Raw genomic sequence first — 19,337 nt, forward strand, 5'->3', positions numbered from 1 at the left:
GTGCATCGTGCGTAAGTTGACCCAACTGGCCGTAGTGGCCGCGGCGCTTGTCGCCACCCCGGCTTTCGCCGAAATGAAGGTTGCCGTCCTGAACTATCAGATGGCCCTGCTGGAGTCGGACGCCGCCAAGAAATACGCGGTGGATGCCGAGAAGAAGTTCGGCCCGCAACTGACCAAGCTGAAAAGCCTGGAAAGCAGCGCCAAGGGCATCCAGGACCGTCTGATCAAGGGCGGCGACAAGATGCAGCAGCAGGAGCGCGAGCGCCTGGAACTCGAGTTCAAGCAGAAGGCCCGTGACTTCCAGTTCCAGTCCAAGGAACTGAACGAAGCCAAGGCCGTTGCTGACCGCGACATGCTCAAGCAACTGAAGCCGAAGCTGGATGGCGCTGTCGAGGAAGTGATCAAGAAAGGTGGTTACGACCTGGTCCTCGAGCGTGGCGCGGTCATCGATGTCAAGCCTCAGTACGACATCACCCGCCAAGTCATCGAGCGCATGAACCAAGCCCGTTGATATGACCGTGACCATGACGCTAGGCCAGTTGGCCGAGGCCCTCGGCGCCACTCTCAAGGGGCCCGAGGCGCTGCAGATTACCGGGCTGGCCACCTTGCAGGAGGCTGGCCCAGGTCAGCTGAGCTTCCTCGCCAACCCGCAGTACCGCAAGTTCCTGGATAGCAGCCAGGCGGCTGCGGTGCTGCTGAAGGCAGCGGACGCCGAAGGCTTTGCCGGCAATGCGCTGATCGTCGCCGACCCGTATCTGGCCTATGCGCGCATCTCCCACCTGTTCGACCCCAAACCCAAGGCTGTGGCGGGTATTCATCCCAGCGCCGTGGTGGCCGAGGACGCGCAGGTGGACGCCAGTGCCAGCATCGGGCCGTTCGCGGTCATCGAAAGCGGTGCGCGCATCGCGGCCAATGTCAGTGTGGGTGCACACTGTGTGGTCGGTGCCCGTTGCGTGATCGGTGAGGGCGGCTGGCTGGCCCCGAGGGTCACCCTGTACCATGATGTGACCATCGGCAAGCGTGTGGTCATCCAGTCAGGTGCCGTGATTGGCGGTGAAGGCTTCGGTTTTGCCAACGAGAAGGGCGTGTGGCGCAAAATTGCCCAGATCGGTGGTGTTACCATCGGCGACGATGTGGAAATCGGTGTCAACACTGCGGTCGATCGCGGGGCACTGTCGGATACGCGCATCGCTGATGGGGTCAAGCTCGACAACCAGATCCAGATCGCCCACAACGTGCAGATCGGTGAGCATACGGCCATGGCTGCATGCGTCGGGATTTCCGGCAGCACGCGCATCGGCAAGCATTGCACCATTGCCGGAGGTGTCGGCATGGTGGGTCATATCGATGTCTGTGATAACGTTTTCGTGTCTGGGATGACCATGGTGACCCGTTCGATCACCGAACCGGGTGCCTATTCTTCCGGCACTGCCATGCAGCCACTGGCTGAATGGCGCAAGAGCGCCGCGCGTATCCGCCACCTGGACGACATGGCCAAGCGTCTCCAGCAGCTGGAAAAACGCGTCGATACCGTGACCTCAGGTGGCCAGCCGACATCAGAAGGCTGATACCATTCCCTGAGCAAGAGTGAACAGTCGCTAGCTGGCTCCTCTTTGGACTGCAAAAGGAGCGTGTGGTCAGCACCTACGCTCCCTATTCTTATTACAGGCTTCCCCCCCGAAATGATGGACATCAACGAGATTCGCGAATACCTGCCTCACCGTTACCCGTTCCTGCTGGTGGACCGCGTGACGGAGCTGGACTACGAGGCCCAGAGCATTCGTGCCTACAAGAATGTCAGCATCAACGAGCCGTTCTTCAACGGCCATTTCCCGGCGCACCCGATCATGCCGGGCGTCCTGATCATCGAAGCCATGGCACAGGCCGCGGGTATCCTCGGTTTCAAGATGCTCGACGCCAAACCGGCCGATGGCACCCTGTACTACTTCGTCGGCTCCGACAAGCTGCGTTTCCGTCAGCCGGTACTGCCAGGTGACCAGTTGGTGCTGGAAGCCAAGTTCCTCAGCCGCAAGAGCATGATCTGGAAATTCGAGTGCCGCGCCCTGGTCGACGGCAAGCCGGTTTGCTCGGCAGAAATCACCTGCGCGGAACGCTCCCTATGAATTCGATTGATCCTCGGGCCATTATCGACCCGTCGGCCAGGCTGGCCGATGGTGTCGAGGTCGGCCCCTGGTCGATCGTTGGCCCTGATGTGGAGATCGGGGAGGGCACCGTTATCGGCCCGCATGTTGTGCTCAAAGGGCCGACCCGCATCGGCAAGCACAACCGTATCTTTCAGTTTTCCTCGATCGGCGAAGACACCCCGGACCTCAAGTACAAGGGTGAGCCGACGCGCCTGGTGATCGGTGACCACAATGTGATCCGCGAAGGGGTGACCATCCACCGCGGTACCGTCCAGGACCGTTCGGAAACCACCGTCGGTGACCATAACCTGATCATGGCCTATGCCCACATCGGCCACGACAGCGTCATCGGCAACCACTGCATCCTGGTCAACAACACGGCCTTGGCCGGCCATGTGCACGTGGGGGACTGGGCGATCCTGTCCGGTTACACCCTGGTGCACCAGTACTGCCATATCGGTGCCCACGCGTTTTCCGGCATGGGCACGGCGATCGGCAAGGATGTCCCGGCCTTCGTCACCGTGTTCGGCAGCCCGGCCGAAGCCCGCAGCATGAACTTCGAAGGCATGCGCCGCCGGGGTTTCAGCGACGAGGTGATCCATGTGCTGCGCCGTTGCTACAAGATTGTCTATCGCCAGGGCCTGACCGTCGAAGACGCGCTCAAGGAGCTGGACGAACTGGCTGCGAAGCACCCTGAGGTCGATCTGTTCCGCCAGTCGATCGTGAACTCCGCCCGCGGCATCACCCGCTGACATGGCCCAGCTTTGCGTAGCCTTGGTCGCAGGTGAGGCCAGCGGCGATATTCTCGGTTCAGGCTTGATGCGTGCCATCAAGGCACGCCACCCCGATGTACGGTTCATCGGCGTTGGTGGTCCCTTGATGGAAGCCGAAGGCCTGCAATCCTATTTCCCCATGGAGCGCCTGGCCGTGATGGGCCTGGTCGAAGTGCTGGGGCGCCTGCGCGAGCTGCTCAAGCGGCGCAAGCTGCTGATCGAGACCCTGATCGGTGAAAAACCCGATGTGTTCATCGGCATCGATGCCCCCGACTTCACCCTCAACATCGAACTGAAACTGCGTCAGGCCGGGATCAAGACCGTGCACTACGTCAGCCCGTCGGTATGGGCCTGGCGGCAGAAGCGTGTGCTGAAGATTCGCGAAGGCTGCGACCTGATGCTGACGCTGTTGCCATTCGAAGCGCGGTTCTATGAAGAGCAGGGCGTGCCTGTGCGCTTCGTTGGCCACCCGTTGGCCGATACCATCCCGCTAGAAGCCGACCGCCCTGCGGCGCGTGCCGCGCTGGGCCTGGGCGAAGGGCCGGTAGTGGCGTTGATGCCGGGCAGCCGGGGCGGCGAAGTAGGGCGCCTGGGGGCACTGTTCCTGGATGCTGCCGAAAGGCTGCGCCAGCAGGTACCGGGCGTGCGTTTCGTACTGCCCTGTGCCAATGCCGCGCGGCGCGCCCAGCTCGAGCAGATGCTCGAAGGGCGTAAGCTGCCGCTGACCCTGCTCGATGGCCATTCGCACCAGGCCCTGGCGGCCTGTGACGCGGTGCTGATCGCCTCGGGTACCGCTACCCTCGAAGCGCTGCTGTACAAGCGGCCGATGGTTGTGGCCTATCGCCTGGCGCCCCTGACCTACTGGATCCTCAAACGCCTGGTAAAGAGCCCCTACGTTTCGTTGCCGAACCTGCTGGCCCAGCGTGCGCTGGTACCCGAGCTGCTGCAGGATGACGCTACCAGCGATGCACTGGCCAATACCCTGGCGCCGCTGGTAGCCGATGGCAGCCGGCAGACCGGAAGTTTCGACGAAATTCACCGCACCCTTCGCCGTGACGCCTCCAACCAGGCGGCCGAGGCGGTACTGGCCTTGCTCAAGGACCGCTGACATGCAAATTGGACTGGACTTCAACCTGGTCGAGGACCTGGTCGCGGGCGTCGACGAAGTGGGCCGTGGCCCGCTGTGCGGTGCGGTCGTGACCGCGGCGGTGATCCTCGACCCGGCGCGCCCGATCCTCGGCCTGAACGATTCGAAGAAACTCACCGAAGCCAAGCGCGAAGCGCTGTTCGACGAGATCTGCGAAAAGGCCTTGAGCTTCTGCATTGCGCGTGCCGAGGTCGAGGAAATCGACCGCCTGAATATCCTGCATGCGACCATGCTGGCCATGCAGCGCGCGGTGGAAGGCCTGCACATTACACCGAAGCTGGCCCTGATCGACGGTAACCGTTGCCCGAAACTGGCCGTACCGGCGTCGCCGGTAGTCAAGGGCGATAGCCAGGTGCCGGCCATCGCGGCGGCGTCGATCCTGGCCAAGGTGACCCGTGACCGGGAGATGAGCGCATTCGAGCTGATCTACCCAGGTTATGGCATTGGTGGGCACAAGGGCTACCCGACCCCGGTGCACCTCGAGGCGCTGGCACGGTTGGGGCCTACGCCCATTCATCGGCGTTCCTTTGCCCCGGTGCGGGCCGCGTGGGACGCACGTGAAGGCGTCACCGACTCCCTGATCTGACCTCTGGGGCCGCCTTGCGGCCCTTCGCGGGCACGCCCGCTCCCACAGGTATGGCGCCGTTCCCGAGGGCGATGATATTCCTGTGGGGGCGGGCGTGCCCGCGAAGGGCTGCGAAGCAGCCCCAAAAAACATCCTCATTTAAGCTACAATCCCGCCCTTGTCGTTCAGCACTGCTACAGGATCTTCCATGTCGGTTCCCTTCGTTCACCTGCGCGTCCACTCCGAATTCTCGCTGGTCGACGGCCTGGTGCGGATCAAGCCGCTGGCCAAGGCGCTGGCCGGGATGAACATGCCGGCGGTGGCGATCACCGACCAGAGCAACATGTGCTCGTTGGTCAAGTTCTACAAGACTGCCATGGGTGCGGGCATCAAGCCGATCTGCGGCGCCGACCTGTGGCTGGCCGCTGCCGACCCGGAAGCACCGCTCTCGCGTATCTGCTTCCTGGCCATGAACCCCAAGGGGTACCGCAACCTCACCGAGCTGATCTCGCGCGGCTGGACCGAGGGCCAGCGCAACGGCCTGGTGATCCTTCAGCGTGAATGGATCGCCCCGGCCAGCGAGGGCCTGATCGCCCTGTCCGCAGGCAAGGAAGGTGACATCGGCATGGCCTTGCTGGCGGGGCGGCAAGATGAAGCCGAGGCCCTGCTGCAGGACTGGATGGCGATGTTCCCCGAGCGCTTCTATGTCGAGGTGCAGCGCACCAACCGCGCCCGCGACGAGGAATATGTGCACGCTGCCGTGGCCTTGGCCGACAGGTTCGACGCTCCGCTGGTGGCAACCAACGATGTGCGTTTCATCAAGCAATCGGACTTCGATGCTCACGAAACCCGCGTATGCATCGGTGAGGGCTGGACCCTTGACGACCCGCGCCGTCCAAGGATGTACAGCGACCAGCAGTACCTGAAGTCGGCCGAAGAAATGACCGAACTGTTCAGCGACCTGCCCGACGCCATTGCCAACACCGTCGAGATTGCCAAGCGTTGCAACATCCAGGTGCAGTTGGGCAAGTACTTCCTGCCCGACTTCCCCACGCCCAATGGCATGGGCATCGATGACTACCTGCGGCATGTGTCCCACGAAGGCCTGGAAGAGCGCCTGGCAGTGCTGTGGCCGAAAGAGACCACGCCCAACTACGAAGAGAAGCGCCAGGTTTACCTGGACCGCCTGAAGTTCGAACTGGACATCATCATCCAGATGGGCTTCCCCGGTTACTTCCTGATCGTGATGGACTTCATCAAGTGGGCCAAGAACAACGGTGTTCCGGTCGGCCCGGGCCGGGGGTCGGGTGCTGGCTCGCTGGTGGCCTATGTCCTGAAGATCACCGACCTCGACCCGCTGGCCTACGACCTGCTGTTCGAGCGCTTCCTCAACCCTGAACGTATTTCCATGCCCGACTTCGACGTCGACTTCTGCATGGATGGCCGTGACCGGGTGATCGACTATGTGGCCGAAGCCTATGGCCGCAACGCGGTCAGCCAGATCATCACCTTCGGTACCATGGCGGCGAAGGCGGTGGTGCGAGACGTGGCGCGGGTACAGGGCAAGTCCTACGGCCTGGCCGACCGCCTGTCGAAGATGATCCCGTTCGAAGTGGGCATGACCCTGGAAAAGGCCTACGAGCAGGAAGAGATCCTGCGCGACTTCCTCAAGGGTGACGAAGACGCCCGCGAAATCTGGGACATGGCCCTGAAGCTCGAGGGCGTGACACGCGGTACCGGCAAGCACGCCGGTGGTGTGGTCATTGCCCCGACCAAGCTTACCGACTTCTCGCCGATCGCCTGTGATGAAGAGGGCGGCGGCCTGGTAACCCAGTTCGACAAGGATGACGTCGAGGCCGCCGGCCTGGTGAAGTTCGACTTCCTCGGCCTGCGGACCCTGACCATCATCAAGTGGGCGATGGAGATCATCAACCGCGAGCAGGCCAAGAAGAACCTGCCCGATGTAAACATCGACTTCATCCCGCTGGACGACCGCAAGACCTACGAGCTGTTGCAGAAGGCCGAAACCACGGCGGTGTTCCAGCTTGAATCGCGGGGCATGAAAGAGCTGATCAAGAAGCTCAAGCCCGACTGCCTGGAAGACCTTATCGCACTGGTGGCGTTGTTCCGCCCAGGCCCGCTGCAGTCGGGCATGGTGGACGACTTCATCAACCGCAAGCACGGCCGCGCCGAGCTCGCTTACCCCCATCCGGACTACCAGTACGAAGGCCTGAAGCCGGTGCTGGCACCGACCTACGGCATCATCCTGTACCAGGAACAGGTGATGCAGATCGCCCAGGTGATGGCTGGCTATACCCTCGGCGGCGCCGACATGCTGCGCCGTGCGATGGGTAAGAAGAAGCCCGAGGAAATGGCCAAACAGCGCGGTGGTTTCATCGAAGGTTGTGCCAACAACAATATCGATGCAGACCTGGCTGGTAACATCTTCGACCTGGTGGAAAAGTTCGCCGGTTACGGCTTCAACAAGTCCCACTCCGCCGCCTATGGCCTGGTTTCGTACCAGACCGCATGGCTGAAAACCCACCACCCGGCGCCGTTCATGGCTGCGGTGTTGTCGGCGGATATGCACAACACCGACAAGGTGGTGGTGCTGGTCGAGGAAGTGCGCAGCATGAAGCTGCGCCTCGACGCGCCCGACGTGAACTTCTCCGACTTCAAGTTCACCGTCAACAATGACGGGCGCATCGTCTACGGCCTGGGCGCCATCAAGGGCGTCGGCGAGGGCCCGGTGGAGGCGATCGTCGAGGCTCGCGCCCAGGGTGGCCCATTCAAGGACCTGTTCGACTTCTGTGAGCGCATCGACCTCAAACGGGTCAACAAGCGTACCCTCGACGCGCTGATCCGCAGTGGTGCGCTGGACCGCCTGGGCCCGCACTTCCATGACGAGATCAAGGCCTACCACGCCAACATCGATATCAACCGTGCAACCCTGCTCTCGGCGCTGGGCGAGGCCATCAAGGCTGCCGAGCAGGCCGCCCACACCGCTGACAGTGGCCACGTCGACCTGTTCGGCGGCATGTTCGAAGAGGCGGATGCCGACGTCTACGCCAACCACCGCAAGGTGCGCGAACTGACCCTCAAGGAACGCCTGAAGGGCGAAAAGGACACCCTTGGCCTGTACCTCACCGGCCACCCGATCGACGAGTACGAGACCGAGATCCGCCGCTTCGCCCGCCAGCGCATCATCGACCTCAAGCCGTCACGCGATACCCAGACCATCGCCGGCATGATCATTGCCCTGCGGGTGATGAAGAACAAGAAGGGCGACAAGATGGGCTTCGTCACCCTGGATGACCGCTCCGGGCGCATCGAGGCGTCGCTGTTTGCCGATGCCTTCATGGCGGCACAGTCCTTGCTGCAGACCGATGCCATGGTGGTTGTCGAAGGCGAGGTCAGCAACGACGATTTCTCCGGTGGCCTGCGCCTGCGGGTGAAGCAGGTGATGACCATGGAGGATGCGCGCACCAAGCTGGCCGAGAGCCTGCGCCTGAAGGTGGCACACGAAGCGCTCAAGGGCGACCGGCTGAAGTGGCTGGGCGAGTTGATTACCCGCCATCGCGGCGCTTGCCCGATCACTCTCGAATACACCGGCAGCGACGCCAAGGCCATGCTGCAGTTCGGCGAGCAGTGGGCTATCGACCCGGCCGATGGGCTGATTCAGGCGCTGCGTGACCAGTTCGGGCGTGAGAACGTCTTCCTGCAATATCGTTGAACCGACAAAAATTTAATCTCGACCTGAATGCGCCTGATCCCTTAAGGTAGGGCGCCAAACGGATCAACCGGCCGGCCGCCTGGCCGTAGACCCAAGACGGATGACTATGAACCCGAATTTTCTCGATTTCGAACAGCCGATTGCCGACCTGCAAGCCAAGATCGAAGGCCTGCGCCTGGTAGGCAACGACAACTCGCTGAACATCAGCGATGAAATTGCCCGTCTGCAAGACAAGAGCAACACCCTGACCGAAAGCATCTTCGGCAACCTGACCAGCTGGCAGATCGCCCGCCTGGCTCGTCATCCGCGTCGTCCTTACACCCTGGACTACCTGGAGCACATCTTCACCGAGTTCGAAGAGCTGCACGGCGACCGCCATTTCTCCGACGACGCTGCCATCGTCGGCGGTACTGCGCGCCTGGACGGCAAGCCGGTCATGGTCATCGGTCACCAGAAGGGCCGCGAAGTGCGCGAGAAGGTACGCCGCAACTTCGGCATGCCGCGCCCTGAAGGCTACCGCAAGGCCTGCCGCCTGATGGAAATGGCCGAGCGCTTCAAGATGCCGATCCTGACCTTCATCGACACCCCGGGCGCCTATCCGGGCATCGACGCCGAAGAGCGCAACCAGAGCGAGGCCATCGCCTGGAACCTGCGCGTGATGGCGCGCCTGAAAACCCCGATCATCGCCACCGTGATCGGTGAGGGTGGTTCCGGCGGTGCGCTGGCCATCGGTGTGTGCGACCAGTTGAACATGCTTCAGTACTCCACCTACTCGGTGATCTCGCCGGAAGGCTGCGCCTCGATCCTGTGGAAGACAGCCGACAAGGCAGCTGACGCGGCCGAGGCAATGGGCATCACTGCCGAGCGCCTGAAGAGCCTGAACATCGTCGACAAGGTCATCCAGGAGCCGCTGGGCGGCGCCCACCGTGACCCGGCGAAGATGTCGGAAAGCATCCGTGCCGACCTGGTACAGCAGCTGGACATGCTCGGCAAGCTCGACCATGACGCGCTGCTGGCCCGCCGTTACGATCGCCTGATGAGCTACGGTATCTGATAGCGAGATGAATGGCACCGGCTTCGCCGGTGTTCGCGGGTGAACCCGCTCCCACAGGTACTGCGCAGCCCTCTGAAACGGCGCGATCCCTGTGGGAGCGGGTTCACCCGCGAATGCATTCTCGAATTGAGTGCGGGTTCGATGATCAACCTCACCCCTTGGCTCAACGCCCCAGCCTGGTACATCGCTTTCTCCGGAGGCCTCGACTCCACCGTCCTCCTGCACCTGCTGGCCGACTACGCCCGCAATCACGCATCCCCTCCATTGCGCGCCATCCACGTCCACCACGGCCTGCAACCCGCCGCCGATGCCTGGCCCGCCCACTGCCAAACCGTCTGCGACAATCTCGGCATCGAACTCCAGGTCATCCATGTCCAGGTCACCCCCGGCGCCAGCCTCGAACAGGCTGCCCGCGACGCCCGCTATGCTGCCTTCAGGCAAGCCGTCGGCCCAGGCGACATCCTGTTCACCGGCCAGCACCGCGACGACCAGGCCGAAACCCTGCTGTTCCGCCTGCTGCGCGGCGCAGGCCTGCGTGGCATGGCTGCAATGCCGGGGCAGCGGGCGCTAGGGCAGGGTAGCCTGGTCAGGCCATTGCTGGGCTGTTCCCGCCAGCAACTGCAGGACCACGCCCAGGTCAATGGGCTGGCCTGGATCGAAGATCCGACGAACGCTGACACACAATTTGCCCGCAACTACCTGCGCAGCGAAGTCTTTCCGCTGCTTCGGCAACGTTGGCCGCAGGCCAGCCAGAACCTGGCCCGCGCCGCCGAGCACCTGAGCGAAGCCCAAGGCCTGCTGGACGAGCTTGCCCAGGACGACCTGGCGCTCGCCAGGGAGGGCGCGCCGGTGGCTTGGCCGGGGCTGGACTCCCTCGACCTGGCTACCCTGGTGGCACTGTCGCCGGCCCGTCAGCGCAATGCCCTGCAGTACTGGCTGAGCCGCCGTACCCGCCTGCCCGACACCCGACACTGGGCCGGCTGGGCGGACCTGCGCGATGCCGCCGCCGATGCCCGGCCCGCCTGGCAGCTTGCCGATGGGCAGTTGCTGCGCAGTCATGGCCGCATCTGGTGGTTGAGTGGTGACTGGCTGCAGCTGCCCGTCGGCGAACTGCCCTGGGCCGATCCCGCCAAGCCTTTGCTGTTGCCGGGTAACGGCAGGGTGCGTCTTGTTGGCGCAGCGCCGCTGGACGGCTTGCGCATTGCCTACCGCCAGGGCGGTGAAGTGCTGGATGTCCCCGGCCGCGGCCGACGCGACCTCAAGCGCCTGTTAAACGAACTGCAGGTGCCGCTTTTCCTGCGCCCGCGCCTGCCACTGCTGTACCAGGGCGAACGCTTGCTGGCGGTGGCCAACCTGCCCGGGCTGGTGCAGGCTGATTGCCAGCTGTCCTGGCAGTTGCCGACGAACGCGCAAGGTTTGAGCTGAAGGGTACATTCGGGTAGACTACCCTCCCTTCTTGATACAGCTTCTGTGGGTTCCGCGAAAACACAGGAGTTGCCGATTACCAAGCAGTTTTTTGCTGGGCTGATTCTGGAAATGACGAGCGAGCTCCATGCCGGGGATACCCCTGGTCTGTACAGACGCGGCAGTTTTTCGAGATGCACTGTGATTGACGCAGGTGATCGGGGGCTTCGGCCTTCCTTCGCTTTCTCCGGCGGCGCTGGCCGCCTTAACGCAGACTTCTAGGGTTTTTCATGACGCGCTACATATTCGTCACGGGCGGTGTTGTTTCTTCATTGGGGAAAGGCATTGCCTCGGCTTCCCTGGCGGCCATCCTGGAAGCGCGGGGCCTGAAGGTCACCATGCTCAAGCTGGATCCGTACATCAACGTCGATCCGGGCACCATGAGCCCGTTCCAGCACGGTGAAGTGTTCGTCACCCACGATGGCGCCGAGACCGACCTCGACCTGGGCCACTACGAGCGGTTCATCCGCACCACCATGACCCAGAACAACAACTTCACCACCGGCCGCATCTACGAGCACGTACTGCGCAAGGAACGTCGTGGTGACTACCTGGGCGCGACCATCCAGGTCATCCCGCACATCACCGATGAAATCAAGCGTCGCATCATCAAGGGCGCCGGCGATGCCGACGTGGCCCTGGTGGAAATCGGCGGTACCGTCGGTGACATCGAGTCGCAGCCGTTCCTCGAAGCCATCCGCCAGCTGCGCGTCGAAGTGGGCTCCAAGCGCGCCATGCTGATGCACCTGACCCTGGTCCCGTACATCGCCACCGCTGGCGAGACCAAGACCAAGCCGACCCAGCACTCGGTCAAGGAGCTGCGCTCCATCGGCCTGCAGCCTGACGTGCTGATCTGCCGCTCCGACCACCCGGTCGATGCCTCGTCGCGTCGCAAGATCGCGCTGTTCACCAACGTTGAAGAGCGTGCGGTGATCTCGCTGGAAGACGTCGACACCATCTACAAGATCCCGGGCGTGCTGCACGCACAGGGCCTGGACGATTTCGTCGTCGAGCGTTTCGGTCTGCAGTGCAATGGCGCCGACCTGTCCGAGTGGGACAAGGTGGTCGATGCCAAGCTCAACCCTGAGCACGAAGTGACCATCGCCATGGTCGGCAAGTACATGGAGCTGCTGGATGCGTACAAGTCGCTGATCGAAGCGATGAGCCACGCCGGCATCACCAACCGCACCAAGGTCAACCTGCGCTACATCGACTCGGAAGACATCGAGAACCAGGGCACCAGCCTGCTCGAAGGCGCCGATGCCATCCTGGTGCCGGGCGGTTTCGGCCTGCGCGGCGTGGAAGGCAAGATCACCGCGGTGCAATACGCCCGTGAGAACAAGGTGCCGTACCTGGGTATCTGCCTGGGCATGCAGGTGGCCGTGATCGAATTCGCCCGTAACGTGATGGGCTGGAAGGACGCCAACTCCACCGAGTTCGACCGCAACAGCGGCCACCCGGTAGTCGGCCTGATCACCGAGTGGGCCGATGCCACCGGTGCCGTCGAAACCCGCAGCGAAGCCTCCGACCTGGGCGGTACCATGCGACTGGGCGCACAGGACTGCCAGCTGGCGGCCGGTTCCAAGGTGCACGATTGCTACGGCAAGGACGTGATCACCGAGCGTCACCGCCATCGCTACGAAGTGAACAACAACCTGCTGCCGCAACTGATCGATGCCGGCCTGGTGGTTTCCGGCCGCTCTGAAGACGGCGCGCTGGTGGAAGTGGTGGAGTCCAAGGACCACCCATGGTTCGTCGCCTGCCAGTTCCACCCGGAATTCACCTCGACCCCGCGTGACGGCCACCCGCTGTTCAGCGGCTTCGTCAAGGCAGCCCTGGCTCAGAAGAACAAGGCCTGATCAATGACCCAGAAGATCATTCGCGTCGGTAACATCGAGATAGCCAACGACAAGCCGTTCGTCCTGTTCGGCGGCATGAACGTCCTGGAGTCCCGTGACCTGGCAATGAAGGTCTGCGAAGAGTACGTGCGGGTGACCGAGAAGCTCGGTATCCCGTACGTGTTCAAGGCCAGCTTCGACAAGGCCAACCGTTCGTCGGTGACCTCGTACCGTGGCCCGGGCATGGAAGAGGGGCTGAAGATCTTCGAAGAGATCAAGCGCACCTTCAACGTGCCGGTCATCACCGACGTGCACGAGCCTTATCAGGCCGAGCCTGTAGCCAAGGTGTGCGACATCATCCAGCTGCCGGCCTTCCTGTCGCGGCAGACCGACCTGGTGGTGGCCATGGCCAAGACCGGCGCAGTGATCAACATCAAGAAGGCCCAGTTCCTCGCGCCCCAGGAAATGAAACACATCCTGACCAAGTGCGAAGAGGCCGGTAACGACCAGTTGATTCTCTGCGAGCGTGGTTCGAGCTTCGGCTACAACAACCTGGTGGTGGACATGCTCGGCTTCGGCATCATGAAGAAGTTCGAGTACCCGGTGTTCTTCGACGTGACCCACGCCCTGCAGATGCCGGGTGGTCGCGCCGATTCCGCCGGTGGTCGCCGCGCCCAGGTCACCGACCTGGCCAAGGCCGGCATGAGCCAAGGCCTGGCAGGGCTGTTCCTCGAAGCACACCCCGATCCGGACAACGCCAAGTGCGATGGCCCATGTGCCCTGCGCCTGGACAAACTGGAGCCATTCCTGGCCCAGCTCAAGCAACTGGACGACCTGGTGAAAAGTTTTCCGACGGTAGAAACCGCGTAAAGCTCAATTCTCGGGTAAAGTACCGTCCGATCCACCCCTGACCAGTCGGTCAGGGGTTCCCTTCACCCGGCCTGCCCACTGCAATTCCGCCCGGTGAACGGCAAGAATTCCCTAAGCTAAGTTGTTTTCGTCAATTCTGGAGTGCTTACAACAATGGCAAAAATCGTCGACATCAAAGGTCGTGAAGTTCTCGATTCGCGTGGCAACCCCACCGTGGAAGCCGATGTACTGCTCGACAACGGCATCATCGGCAGCGCCTGCGCGCCGTCCGGTGCTTCCACTGGCTCGCGCGAAGCGCTGGAGCTGCGTGATGGCGACAAGAGCCGTTACCTGGGCAAGGGCGTGCTGAAGGCTGTCGCCAACATCAACGGCCCGATCCGTGACCTGCTGCTGGGCAAGGACCCTGCCGACCAGAAGGCCCTGGACCGCGCCATGATCGAGCTGGACGGTACCGAGAACAAGGCCAAGCTGGGCGCCAATGCCATCCTGGCCGTTTCCCTGGCTGCCGCCAAGGCCGCTGCCCAGGACCAGGACCTGCCGCTGTACGCGCACATCGCCAACCTGAACGGCACCCCTGGCCAGTACTCGATGCCGGTACCGATGATGAACATCATCAACGGTGGCGAGCACGCCGACAACAACGTCGACATCCAAGAGTTCATGGTACAGCCGGTTGGCGCCAAGACCTTCTCCGACGGCCTGCGCATGGGTACCGAAATCTTCCACCACCTCAAAGCCGTGCTCAAGGCCCGTGGTCTGAACACCGCCGTTGGTGACGAAGGTGGTTTCGCCCCTAACCTGGCTTCCAACGAAGACGCCCTGGGCGCCATCGCCGAAGCTGTCGAGAAAGCCGGCTACAAGCTGGGCACCGACGTGACCCTGGCCCTGGACTGCGCGGCTTCCGAGTTCTACGAAGACGGCAAGTACAACCTGTCCGGCGAAGGCAAGTCGTTCGACGCCGAAGGCTTTGCCGAGTACCTGAAAGGCCTGACCGAGCGCTTCCCGATCATCTCGATCGAAGACGGCCTGGACGAGTCCGACTGGGCTGGCTGGAAGATCCTCACCGACAAGATCGGCACCAAGGTGCAGCTGGTTGGCGACGACCTGTTCGTGACCAACACCAAGATCCTCAAGGAAGGCATCGAGAAGGGCATCGGTAACTCGATCCTGATCAAGTTCAACCAGATCGGCTCGCTGACCGAAACCCTGGAAGCCATCCAGATGGCCAAGGCTGCTGGCTACACCGCGGTGATTTCGCACCGTTCCGGTGAAACCGAAGACTCGACCATTGCCGACCTGGCCGTGGGTACTGCTGCTGGCCAGATCAAGACTGGTTCGCTGTGCCGTTCCGACCGCGTTTCCAAGTACAACCAACTGCTGCGCATCGAAGAGCAACTGGGTGCCAAAGCGGTTTACCGCGGTCGTGCCGAGTTTCGCGGTTAAGCAAGAGATGGTAAAAAGACAGCAGCCGGAGTTGTGGGAACGTTCGTACTGAACTTTCCTACATTTCAACGGGTTTCTGTCGACGAAGCCTGGCCTCGGCCAGGCTTCGTGCTATTCGAGGCCCGGAAGTAAAAATACCCGGCAGCCTTTTTAACCTGGATAACGTGATGCGCAGTCCCTATTGGTTGTTCCTCGTCCTGCTCCTGCTGCTGGGTGGCCTGCAGTACCGCCTGTGGGTGGGTAATGGCAGCCTGGCGCAAGTGACCGAGCTGAAGCAGCAGATTGCTGAGCAGCATGCCGAAAACGAGCGCTTGCTCGAGCGCAATCGCGTGCTCGATGCCGAAGTGCTGGAGCTGAAAAAAGGCATGGAGACCGTTGAAGAGCGGGCTCGCCACGAATTGGGAATGGTCAAAGAGGGCGAAACCCTCTTCCAGTTGCCACAGAAATGATCGAAACGTTACCGGCCTTCTGGGCCGTGATTCCTGCTGCGGGCGTAGGTGCCCGCATGGCTGCCGACCGCCCCAAGCAGTATCTGGAGCTGGCCGGGCAGACCATTCTCGAGCACAGCCTCGACTGTTTTCTTGGCCACCCTATGCTCAAGGGCGTGGTGGTCAGCATTGCCGAAGATGACCCGTACTGGCCTCGCCTGCGCTGCGCCAGCGACTCGCGCATCCAGCGCGCCGTGGGAGGGCGCGAGCGTGCCGACTCAGTGCTCAATGCCTTGCTGATGCTGCATGCCCAAGGGGCGGCGGACAGCGACTGGGTGCTGGTGCATGATGCTGCGCGACCAAACCTGGCGCGCAGCGATCTGGACAAGCTGTTGTCGGAGCTGGCGGACGACCCGGTGGGTGGCCTGCTGGCGGTGCCGGCTCGCGATACCCTCAAGCGGGCCGATGCTGATGGCCGGGTGGGCGCTACCGTAGACCGCAGTACCATCTGGCAGGCCTATACACCGCAGATGTTCCGCCTTGGGGCGTTGCATCAGGCGCTGGCCGAGTGCCTTGTGTCGGATGTGCTGGTGACCGACGAGTCCTCTGCCATCGAGTGGTCCGGCCAGGCGCCGCGGCTGGTCGAAGGGCGCAGCGACAACATCAAGGTGACCCGGCCGGAAGACCTGGAGTGGTTGCGCCAGCGTTGGGCAGGGCGCCGCTGAAGCCGGCCTCTTCGCGGGTAAACCCGCTCCCACAGGTATCGCACATCCCTTCAGGTTTGCGCTGTACCTGTGGGAGCGGGTTTACCCGCGAAGAGGCCAGACCAGCCAGCACAAGGTTTCAGTTCAAGCGATACTCCGGCAACCCCGCCAACCCTTCTTTCAGGTAATCCACCAGCCGCCGTACCTTCGGCGACAGGTGCCGCTGCTGCGGATACAGCGCCCACACCGCGGTATTCGGTGGCTGGTGCGCCTCAAGCAACGACACCAGCGCACCACTGTTCAAGTGCTCCAGCACGTAGTAATCCGGCAACTGGCACAACCCCATCCCCTGCAGCGCTGCGTCCAGCACTGCCTGCCCGCTGTTGCAACGCCAGTTGCCCTGGACTCGCTGGCTGATCTCGCGGCCGTCCTGCTGTAGCGCCCACAAATCCGAACTGCCTACCAGGCAGTTGTGCCGCGCCAGTTCCGACAGGCTGTGCGGCCGACCATAACGTTCCAGGTAGGCCGGCGAAGCGCACAGGTACATGCGCCGGGGTGCCAGGCGGGTTGCCACCAGTCGTGAGTCGGCCAGCCGGCCCAGGCGGATGGCCAGGTCCATGCCTTCATGCACCAGGTCGAGGGTATGGTTGCTCAGTTCCACATCCACCCGCAGCTGCGGGTACAGCGCCATGAACCGCGTCACCAGCGGCACGATGAAACGCTCGCCGTAGGCCACCGCGCAGGTCATGCGCAGCAGCCCCTTGGGCTCGCTGGCCAGATCGCCCATGGCGCGTAGAGCTTCCTCGCGGCCATCCTGCAGGCGCTGGCAGTGCTGCAGGAATGTCTGCCCGGCCTCGCTCAGGGTCACCCGCCGGGTACTGCGGTACAACAGGCGCGTCTGCAGCCGCTCCTCCAGCCGGGCGATCTGCCGGCTGATGTGCGATGAGGAAACGCCCAGGCGCTCGGCGGCTGCAGTGAACTGGCCCGACTCGGCCACGGCGACGAACTCGTCGATGCCCTCCCAGCGGCTGCTCATTGATTATCCCTGTATGGCAATAATGTTTTGTCTTTACCTGGATTATTCATCAAAAGGTGGTGAATTACACTGCCAGACTGAATCGACCCTCTGTCTGGAGACCTTTGATGATCAAGTCCCGTGCTGCCGTAGCCTTCGAAGCCAAGAAACCCCTGGAAATCGTCGAAGTCGACGTGGCCATGCCCAAGGCCGGTGAAGTGCTGCTGCGCGTGGTCGCCAGCGGTGTCTGCCACACCGACGCCTACACTCTGTCGGGCGCCGACCCGGAGGGCATCTTCCCGTCGATCCTCGGTCACGAAGGTGGCGCGATCGTCGAGGCGATAGGCGAGGGCGTCACCTCGGTCGCCGTCGGTGACCACGTCATTCCGCTGTACACCCCGGAATGCGGCAAGTGCAAGTTCTGCCTCTCGGGCAAGACCAACCTTTGCCAGGCCATCCGCGCCACCCAGGGCAAGGGCCTGATGCCGGACGGCACCACGCGCTTCTCCTACAAAGGTCAGCAGCTGTTCCACTACATGGGTACCTCGACCTTCTCCGAGTACACCGTGCTGCCGGAAATCTCCGTGGCCAAGATCCAGAAAGAAGCGCCGCTGGAAAAGGTCTGCCTGCTGGGTTGTGGCGTCACCACCGGTATCGGCGCGGTGCTCAACACCGCCAAGGTCAAGCCGGGTGACACCGTGGCCATCTTCGGTCTGGGCGGCATCGGCCTGTCGGCAGTGATTGGTGCGGTCAAGGCAAAGGCGTCGCGCATCATTGCCATCGACATCAACCCGGCCAAGTTCGAGATCGCCCGTCAGCTGGGTGCTACCGACTGCATCAACCCGAAAGACTACGACCGCCCGATCCAGGAAGTGATCGTCGACCTCACCGACGGCGGCGTGGACTTCTCGTTCGAGTGCATCGGCAACGTGCAGCTGATGCGTGCTGCGCTGGAATGCTGCCACAAGGGTTGGGGTGAGTCGGTGATCATCGGCGTGGCCGGTGCCGGCCAGGAAATCGCCACCCGTCCGTTCCAGCTGGTCACCGGCCGCGTATGGCGTGGTTCGGCGTTCGGTGGCGTACGTGGCCGCAGCGAGCTGCCAAGCTACGTGGAAATGTCCGAGAAGGGCGAGATCCCGCTGGATACCTTCATCACCCACACCATGGGCCTGGAAGACATCAACAAGGCCTTCGACCTTATGCACGAAGGCAAGAGCATTCGCAGCGTGATCCACTTCTGAGGTTTGCCATGAGCCTGGATAACATCTCCTGCCAGAAGAGCTTCGGCGGCTGGCACAAGCGTTACCGGCATCACTCCAAGGTGCTGGGTTGCGACATGGTGTTCGCCGTCTACCTGCCGCCGCAGGCCGAACAGGGCGAAAAGCTGCCGGTGCTGTACTGGCTCAGCGGCCTCACCTGCACCGACGAGAACTTCATGCAGAAGGCCGGTGCCCAGCGCCTGGCCGCGGAGCTTGGGTTGATCATCGTCGCCCCCGACACCAGCCCGCGTGGCGAGCAGGTGCCGGGCGACCCGGACGGTGGCTGGGACTTCGGCCTGGGTGCCGGGTTCTACCTCAATGCCACTCAGCAGCCCTGGGCCCAGCACTACCGCATGCACGACTATGTCGTGGAGGAGTTGCCCGCGTTGATCGAGGCGCACTTCCCGGCTTCGGGCGAGCGCAGCATCAGTGGCCACTCCATGGGCGGGCATGGCGCGCTGGTGTGCGCCTTGCGCAACCCGGGGCGCTACCGCTCGGTGTCGGCGTTCTCGCCGATCAGCAACCCGATGGATTGCCCGTGGGGCGAGAAAGCCTTCAGCCGCTACCTGGGTGAAGACCGTGCGCGCTGGCGCGAGTGGGATGCCAGCGTGCTGCTGGCCGAGGCTCCGGCCGGCGAATGCCCGCCGTTGCTGGTGGACCAGGGCGACCGTGACGACTTCCTCGAAAAGCAGCTCAAGCCTGAAGCGCTGGAGCAGGCGGCACGCAAAGGTGGGCATGAACTGACCCTGCGCCTGCAGCCTGGCTATGACCACAGCTACTACTTCATCGCCAGCTTCATCGAGGAGCACCTGCGTCATCATGCGGTGGCCTTGGGGCGGGTGTAAGGCGTAGCTGCGCGATCGCCTGCAGGAGCAGCCTTGTGCTGCGAATGGGCTGCGA

The 19,337-nt window shown here is 62.8% G+C and carries 17 protein-coding genes; 16 read left to right on the forward strand and 1 reads right to left on the reverse strand.

Annotation, left to right across the window (positions count from 1 at the left end):
* Window positions 1-7 precede the first annotated feature (7 nt).
* The 14 genes from E5221_RS06330 to ispD all read left to right on the forward strand — a co-directional run bounded on the left by E5221_RS06330 (window position 8) and on the right by ispD (window position 16,184).
* The gene (locus tag E5221_RS06330; protein WP_015269197.1) at window positions 8-511 is read left to right on the forward strand and encodes an OmpH family outer membrane protein; all 504 of its coding nucleotides are present in this window, start codon (window positions 8-10) and stop codon (window positions 509-511) included.
* 1 nt (window position 512) lies between these two features.
* Window positions 513-1,568, forward strand: a complete 1,056-nt coding sequence (gene lpxD, locus E5221_RS06335) for a UDP-3-O-(3-hydroxymyristoyl)glucosamine N-acyltransferase (RefSeq protein WP_013971258.1) — start codon at window positions 513-515, stop codon at window positions 1,566-1,568.
* Window positions 1,569-1,682: 114 nt separating this feature from the next.
* The gene (gene fabZ, locus E5221_RS06340; protein ID WP_004375427.1) at window positions 1,683-2,123 is read left to right on the forward strand and encodes a 3-hydroxyacyl-ACP dehydratase FabZ; all 441 of its coding nucleotides are present in this window, start codon (window positions 1,683-1,685) and stop codon (window positions 2,121-2,123) included.
* A complete protein-coding gene (gene lpxA, locus E5221_RS06345; protein WP_023661474.1) occupies window positions 2,120-2,896 on the forward strand; it encodes an acyl-ACP--UDP-N-acetylglucosamine O-acyltransferase in 777 nt (258 codons plus the stop codon). Before fabZ ends, lpxA begins: the two co-directional genes overlap by 4 nt.
* Before the next feature lies 1 nt (window position 2,897).
* On the forward strand, window positions 2,898-4,025 hold the full coding sequence (lpxB, locus tag E5221_RS06350; RefSeq protein ID WP_247847015.1) for a lipid-A-disaccharide synthase: 1,128 nt from the start codon (window positions 2,898-2,900) through the stop codon (window positions 4,023-4,025).
* Between the two features lies 1 nt (window position 4,026).
* Entirely contained in the window at window positions 4,027-4,650 is a 624-nt protein-coding gene (gene rnhB, locus E5221_RS06355; RefSeq protein ID WP_013971261.1) for a ribonuclease HII, read from the forward strand.
* A gap of 187 nt (window positions 4,651-4,837) precedes the next feature.
* On the forward strand, window positions 4,838-8,362 hold the full coding sequence (gene dnaE / locus E5221_RS06360; RefSeq protein ID WP_247847016.1) for a DNA polymerase III subunit alpha: 3,525 nt from the start codon (window positions 4,838-4,840) through the stop codon (window positions 8,360-8,362).
* A 106-nt stretch (window positions 8,363-8,468) separates the two neighbouring features.
* Window positions 8,469-9,416 (forward strand): acetyl-CoA carboxylase carboxyl transferase subunit alpha, encoded by a 948-nt coding sequence (accA, locus tag E5221_RS06365; protein WP_013971263.1) that lies wholly within the window; start codon window positions 8,469-8,471, stop codon window positions 9,414-9,416.
* A gap of 141 nt (window positions 9,417-9,557) precedes the next feature.
* Window positions 9,558-10,841 (forward strand): tRNA lysidine(34) synthetase TilS, encoded by a 1,284-nt coding sequence (gene tilS, locus E5221_RS06370; protein ID WP_061551304.1) that lies wholly within the window; start codon window positions 9,558-9,560, stop codon window positions 10,839-10,841.
* A 269-nt stretch (window positions 10,842-11,110) separates the two neighbouring features.
* The gene (locus E5221_RS06375; protein ID WP_004375437.1) at window positions 11,111-12,739 is read left to right on the forward strand and encodes a CTP synthase; all 1,629 of its coding nucleotides are present in this window, start codon (window positions 11,111-11,113) and stop codon (window positions 12,737-12,739) included.
* Window positions 12,740-12,742: 3 nt separating this feature from the next.
* Entirely contained in the window at window positions 12,743-13,588 is an 846-nt protein-coding gene (gene kdsA, locus E5221_RS06380) for a 3-deoxy-8-phosphooctulonate synthase (protein WP_015269202.1), read from the forward strand.
* Window positions 13,589-13,741: 153 nt separating this feature from the next.
* Window positions 13,742-15,031 (forward strand): phosphopyruvate hydratase, encoded by a 1,290-nt coding sequence (gene eno / locus E5221_RS06385; RefSeq protein ID WP_015269203.1) that lies wholly within the window; start codon window positions 13,742-13,744, stop codon window positions 15,029-15,031.
* Between the two features lie 167 nt (window positions 15,032-15,198).
* Window positions 15,199-15,480 (forward strand): cell division protein FtsB, encoded by a 282-nt coding sequence (ftsB, locus tag E5221_RS06390; protein WP_004375443.1) that lies wholly within the window; start codon window positions 15,199-15,201, stop codon window positions 15,478-15,480.
* Window positions 15,477-16,184 carry a 2-C-methyl-D-erythritol 4-phosphate cytidylyltransferase gene (gene ispD, locus E5221_RS06395; protein ID WP_039614791.1) on the forward strand — a complete coding sequence of 236 codons (708 nt, stop codon included), beginning with the start codon at window positions 15,477-15,479 and terminating at the stop codon, window positions 16,182-16,184. The genes ftsB and ispD overlap by 4 nt, the downstream gene beginning before the upstream one ends.
* 118 nt (window positions 16,185-16,302) lie before the next feature.
* On the opposite strand, the gene E5221_RS06400 is transcribed toward ispD, so the two are convergent.
* Window positions 16,303-17,199: a LysR substrate-binding domain-containing protein gene (locus E5221_RS06400; RefSeq protein WP_015269205.1), complete on the reverse strand. Its 897-nt coding sequence runs from the start codon at window positions 17,197-17,199 to the stop codon at window positions 16,303-16,305.
* A 107-nt stretch (window positions 17,200-17,306) separates the two neighbouring features.
* On the opposite strand from E5221_RS06400, the gene E5221_RS06405 reads away from it, so the two are divergent.
* Together E5221_RS06405 and fghA are read left to right on the forward strand one after the other, a co-directional pair.
* Window positions 17,307-18,419, forward strand: a complete 1,113-nt coding sequence (locus tag E5221_RS06405) for an S-(hydroxymethyl)glutathione dehydrogenase/class III alcohol dehydrogenase (RefSeq protein ID WP_039614790.1) — start codon at window positions 17,307-17,309, stop codon at window positions 18,417-18,419.
* A gap of 8 nt (window positions 18,420-18,427) precedes the next feature.
* On the forward strand, window positions 18,428-19,282 hold the full coding sequence (gene fghA, locus E5221_RS06410) for an S-formylglutathione hydrolase (protein WP_039614789.1): 855 nt from the start codon (window positions 18,428-18,430) through the stop codon (window positions 19,280-19,282).
* Window positions 19,283-19,337 lie beyond the last annotated feature (55 nt).

Origin of the sequence: Pseudomonas sp. A2 (assembly GCF_023100865.1) — a bacterium.
In the GTDB taxonomy this organism is placed as follows: domain Bacteria; phylum Pseudomonadota; class Gammaproteobacteria; order Pseudomonadales; family Pseudomonadaceae; genus Aquipseudomonas; species Aquipseudomonas asiatica.